Genomic DNA, 4,708 nt, shown 5'->3' with positions numbered 1-4,708 from the left:
CCGGGAGGGGGGGGGGGCGGGGGGGGGGTGGCGGCCCGCCGTGACGGGGCCCGACGGGGCGGCGCGGGTGTGCTTCCGGCTGCTGGAGCCCGGCGCCACCGACGACGGCTGGCGGGTGGAGCTGGCGTTGCAGGCGGCCGACGACCCCAGCCTGTACGTGCCCGCCGCCCAGGTCTGGGACTCCGAGCCGGTGCCGGGGCTGTCCAGGCACCCGGAGCGCGAGCTGCTGGCGGGCCTCGGACGCGCCGTGCGCCTGTACCCCGAGCTGAACGAGGCCCTGCGGGTCGCCGAGCCGACCGGGCTGGAGCTCGACACGGCGGGGGCGTTCGGGTTCCTCAGGCAGGCGGCGCCGCTGTTGCAGGCCGCCGGGTTCGGGGTGCAGCTGCCGCGCTGGGCGGGCCGCGGCAGGCTGGGGCTGAAGCTGACGACCCGCACCAAGCCGACGACGCGCACCAAGACGCAGAGCGCGGCCACGAGCCAGGGGTTCGGGCTGCGGGAGCTGGTGGACTTCCGGGTCGAGCTCGCGGTCGGCGGCGAGACGATCAGCGAGGCGGAGCTGGCCGAGCTGGCCCGGCTGAAGGTGCCGCTGGTACGGGTGCGCGGGCAGTGGGTGGAGCTGGACGAACGGCAGCTCAAGGCGGCGCTGAAGGCGGTCGGGGGTGAGCGGGCCGGGGAGCTGACGGCCGCCGAGGTGCTGCGCGAGGTCGTGCGGGGCGGTGACGACGAGCTGCCGGTGCTGGAGGTGGACGCCGACGGGGTGCTCGGTGACCTGCTGTCGGGGCAGGCCGAGCGGCGGCTGCGCCCGATCGTCACACCCGAGGGGCTGGTCGCGACGCTGCGCCCGTATCAGGAGCGCGGGCTGGCGTGGCTGAGCTTCCTGTCGGAGCTGGGGCTCGGCGGGGTGCTGGCCGACGACATGGGGCTGGGCAAGACGGTCACCACACTGGCGCTGCTCGTGCACGAACGGACCGCCGGCGAGCAAGGCAGCGCGCCCGAACGGACCGCCGGTGGGCCGGGCGGCGCGCCCACGCTGCTGGTCTGCCCGATGTCGCTGGTCGGCAACTGGCAGCGGGAGGCCGCCCGCTTCGCCCCCGGCCTGCGCGTGTACGTCCACCACGGCAGCGCCAGGGACGCCGCGGAGATCGCGCACGCCGACCTGGTGATCACCACGTACGGCACCGCGCAGCGAGACCTGGAGCACCTCAAGCGGTTCACCTGGCAGCGCGTCGTGTGCGACGAGGCGCAGGCGATCAAGAACTCCGGCACCCTGCAGTCCCAGGCTGTCCGGTCGATCCCGGCGGGCACCCGGCTGGCGCTGACCGGCACGCCGGTCGAGAACCACCTCGCCGAGCTCTGGTCGATCATGGAGTTCGCGAACCCGGGCCTGCTCGGGCCGCGGTCCCGGTTCAGGACGAGGTTCCAGGAGCCGATCGAGGCACGCCAGGACGAGCAGGCCGCGCAGGCGCTCAAACGGGCGACCGGCCCGTTCGTGCTGCGCCGCGTCAAGACCGACAGGTCCATCATCTCCGACCTGCCGGAGAAGCTGGAGGTCAAGGAGTGGTGCCCGCTCACGCCGGAGCAGGCCGGCCTCTACCAGGCGGTCGTGGACGACATGCTGGCCAGGATCGACGACAGCGAGGGCATCGAGCGGCGCGGGCTGGTGCTGGCGGCCATGGCCAGGCTCAAGCAGGTCTGCAACCACCCCGCCCACCTGCTCAAGGACGGCTCCCTCCTGTCCGGCAGGTCCGGCAAGCTGGCCCGGCTCGAACAGCTCGCCGAGGAGATCGTGGCCGAGGGTGAGAAGGCGCTGGTGTTCACGCAGTACGCGGAGTTCGGCACGATGCTCCAGCCGTACCTGGCCCAGCGACTGGACCGGCCGGTGCTGTGGCTGCACGGCGGCCTGCCGAAGAAGACCCGCGACCGGCTGGTGGCCAGGTTCCAGGAGGACGGCGAGCCGATGCTGTTCCTGCTGTCGCTGAAGGCGGCGGGCGTCGGGCTCAACCTGACGGCGGCCAACCACGTCGTGCACGTGGACCGCTGGTGGAACCCCGCCGTCGAGGACCAGGCCACCGACCGCGCGTTCCGCATCGGGCAGCGCAAGAACGTGCAGGTGCGCAAGCTCATCTGCGCGGGCACGCTGGAGGAGCGGGTGGACGAGATGATCGAACGCAAGAAGGCGCTGGCGGAGCGGGTCGTGGGGACCGGCGAGGACTGGCTGACCGATCTGTCCACCAGTGAGCTGCGTGAGGTGTTCCGGCTGACCGGTGAGGCGGTGAGCTGAATGCCCTCGCGCGACAGCAGGCCGTGGGACGAGCAGTGGAACACGCCGATCAAGGTCGAGGGCGGGCTGCGGGCCCGGTCCAGGCGCGGCTCGATCGGCTCGGCCTGGTGGTCGCGGCGCTTCATCGACGTCCTGGAGCGTATCTGCGACAAGGGCCGCCTCTCGCGGGGCCGCGCCTACGCCCGCGCGGGCCAGGTTCTGTCCATCGACCTCGCGGCCGGCCTGGTGACGGCGGCCGTGCAGGGGTCGCGGCGCGAGCCGTACCGGATCACGATCCGGATCGAGGCGTACGGCGAGACGCGCTGGGCGCGGATCGGGGAGGCGATCGCGGCGCAGGCCGTGCACCGGGCGAAGCTGCTGGCGGGGCAGATGCCGGAGGAGATCGAGGAGGTGTTCGCCGGGCTGGGCCTCGACCTGTTCCCCCGCGAGCTGGACATGGAGTGCTCGTGCCCCGACTGGGGGTGGCCGTGCAAGCACCTGTCGGCGGTGCTGTACCTGCTGGCGGAGTCGTTCGACGAGGACCCGTTCCTGGTGCTGGCCTGGCGCGGGCGCGACCGGGAGCGACTGCTGGGCGCGCTCGGCGAGGAGCCGCCTCCGGGCGGGGCCGGGATCGAGGTCGTGGACGTGCCGTTCGCCGAGCGGCTGGCCGACTTCTACGCGCCCGGCGCCGCCCTGCGCCGGCCGGAGCGGCGTACGGCGGCGTCGGCGTCGGCGTCCGACCTGCTGCCGCGCGTCTTCCCGCCGCCCGGCGACCTGGCGGAGACGCTGACGCCCGCCTACCGCCGCCTGGGCGAGATCACCTGACCTCCTGCCCTGTCCACGTGAGATCACCCGGCCTGCCGCCTCTGCCCAGGTGAGATCACCTGAGCGCCAGGCCTGCCTTACTTCGACCTCACGTAGCGCGATCGACCCACTACATTCGGTGAGTCAATCGACGTCAAAGGAAGGGTAAAGACATGGCCACCCCCCGGCGACTTGTCAGCGCGGGCACAGGTCTGGTGACGGCGGCGGCTCTGGTGACCGCGCTCGGCGGCCCAGCGCTGGCCCGGGCCGACGACCGGCCGTGCGGCCCCGAGTTCGGCAAGGAGATCGGCGGCACCATCTACACGGTGCAGATCTGCCCCGACTGGGCGCCCACCGGCGGCATCCCCGTCTACTCCACCCCCCACCAGGAGAGCGCCGAGATCGTCGGGCGCGTCAACGCCGCAGGCGACGACTGGTACGAGTGCGCGACCCGCGGCGACGACTACGACGCCGAGGAGGGGCTGGTCAACGACTGGTGGGCGCAGACCATGGCCGACAACGGCCGATGGGGCTACGTGAGCCAGGTCTACTTCCAGGGCGGCGACAACTGGGAGCCCGACGCGGGCCTGAGAGGCTGCTAGCGGTCGTCGAAGTCGGCCGGCACCATGACGCGCACCCCGTTCGGCACCACGCGGAGCCGGATCGGGGTGCGCAGCCGCACCTCGCCGTCGACGTCGGCGGCCATCGGCGGGTCGGTCTCCAGCAGCATCTCCTGGCCCATCACGAACGGCCCGCCGGCCAGGCTGCGCCAGCGGCCGGTGGTGGCCCGCACCAGCGTCTCGCCGAGCAGCCGCAGCTTCTTGCCCGAGCCGAGCTGGTAGGCGACCAGCATGCCGTTGTCGATGCTCACGTCCTTGGCCAGCTGCCAGCCGCCGTGGAAGCGGCCGTTGGCGATGTTGAGCTGGTGGGTGAACAGCTCGTGGCGCTTGCCGTCCACGGTGATGAACGCGCGGAACGGGCGGTGGCCCGGCAGCACCCGCAGGGCGGTCAGCGGGTAGGCGGGCCGGCCGAGTATCCGCTTGAGCCACGGCTTGACCGTGCCCGCGACCTCGACCGACACCCCGAAGCTGGCCAGGTTCGCGAAGGGCCGGTCACCGGCCATGCCGAGGTCGATGTCGGCCACCTTGCCGGTCCGGAAGACGCCGATCGCCCCGGCCAGGTCGAGCGGGAGGCCGAGGCTGCGGGCGAAGTTGTTGGTGGTGCCGAGCGGCAGCACGCCGAGCGCGACGTCGCTGTGGGCGACGTGGCGGACGGCCGAGGACAGCGTGCCGTCGCCGCCGCCGACGATGAGCAGGTCGGGCTCGGTGGCCAGGGCCTGGTCGAGCAGGGCGCGCAGGCGCTTGGGGTTGGAGACCGACAGCTCCGCCAGCGGCTCGAAGCCGAGGGCGTGGATCTGGTCGATGACCTCGAAGTAGTGGCGGCGGCCACGGCGCGAGCGAGTGTTGACCACCACGGCCACCCGGCGGCCCTCACGGATCGCCTCGGTGTGCTCCGACTTGGTGCGCAATTCGCTCATGGTCATCATCGTAGTGAGGTCCGACACCCGATGTAGCCGTCTCGGAACCGCCGGGACCTGCTCGCGCGAGGGGCGGCTGGGGGCGCTGGTGCCGATGACCGGCGGCC

Annotated in this window: 4 protein-coding genes; 3 read left to right on the top strand and 1 reads right to left on the bottom strand. The window is 72.8% G+C overall.

Annotated elements, in window-relative coordinates; genetic code table 11:
- The 3 genes from KME77_RS26165 to KME77_RS26155 form a co-directional block, all read left to right on the top strand.
- A partial coding sequence (locus KME77_RS26165) for a DEAD/DEAH box helicase (RefSeq protein ID WP_219471600.1) occupies positions 1-2,281 on the top strand: 2,281 nt, incomplete at its 5' end.
- Positions 2,282-3,085 carry an SWIM zinc finger family protein gene (locus KME77_RS26160; protein ID WP_219471599.1) on the top strand — a complete coding sequence of 268 codons (804 nt, stop codon included), beginning with the start codon at positions 2,282-2,284 and terminating at the stop codon, positions 3,083-3,085.
- Between the two features lie 152 nt (positions 3,086-3,237).
- A complete protein-coding gene (locus KME77_RS26155) occupies positions 3,238-3,666 on the top strand; it encodes a hypothetical protein (RefSeq protein ID WP_219471598.1) in 429 nt (142 codons plus the stop codon).
- Here KME77_RS26155 and KME77_RS26150 read toward each other — a convergent pair.
- On the bottom strand, positions 3,663-4,601 hold the full coding sequence (locus KME77_RS26150) for a diacylglycerol/lipid kinase family protein (protein ID WP_219471597.1): 939 nt from the start codon (positions 4,599-4,601) through the stop codon (positions 3,663-3,665). The two genes, KME77_RS26155 and KME77_RS26150, sit on opposite strands and share 4 nt — an antisense overlap.
- Positions 4,602-4,708 lie beyond the last annotated feature (107 nt).

The sequence above is a fragment of the Nonomuraea rhizosphaerae genome, from assembly GCF_019396405.1.
Classification (GTDB): Bacteria; Actinomycetota; Actinomycetes; order Streptosporangiales; family Streptosporangiaceae; genus Nonomuraea; species Nonomuraea rhizosphaerae.
The sequence above is the reverse complement of the archived record's forward strand: the minus strand, read 5'-3'. Positions and strand labels throughout refer to the sequence as shown.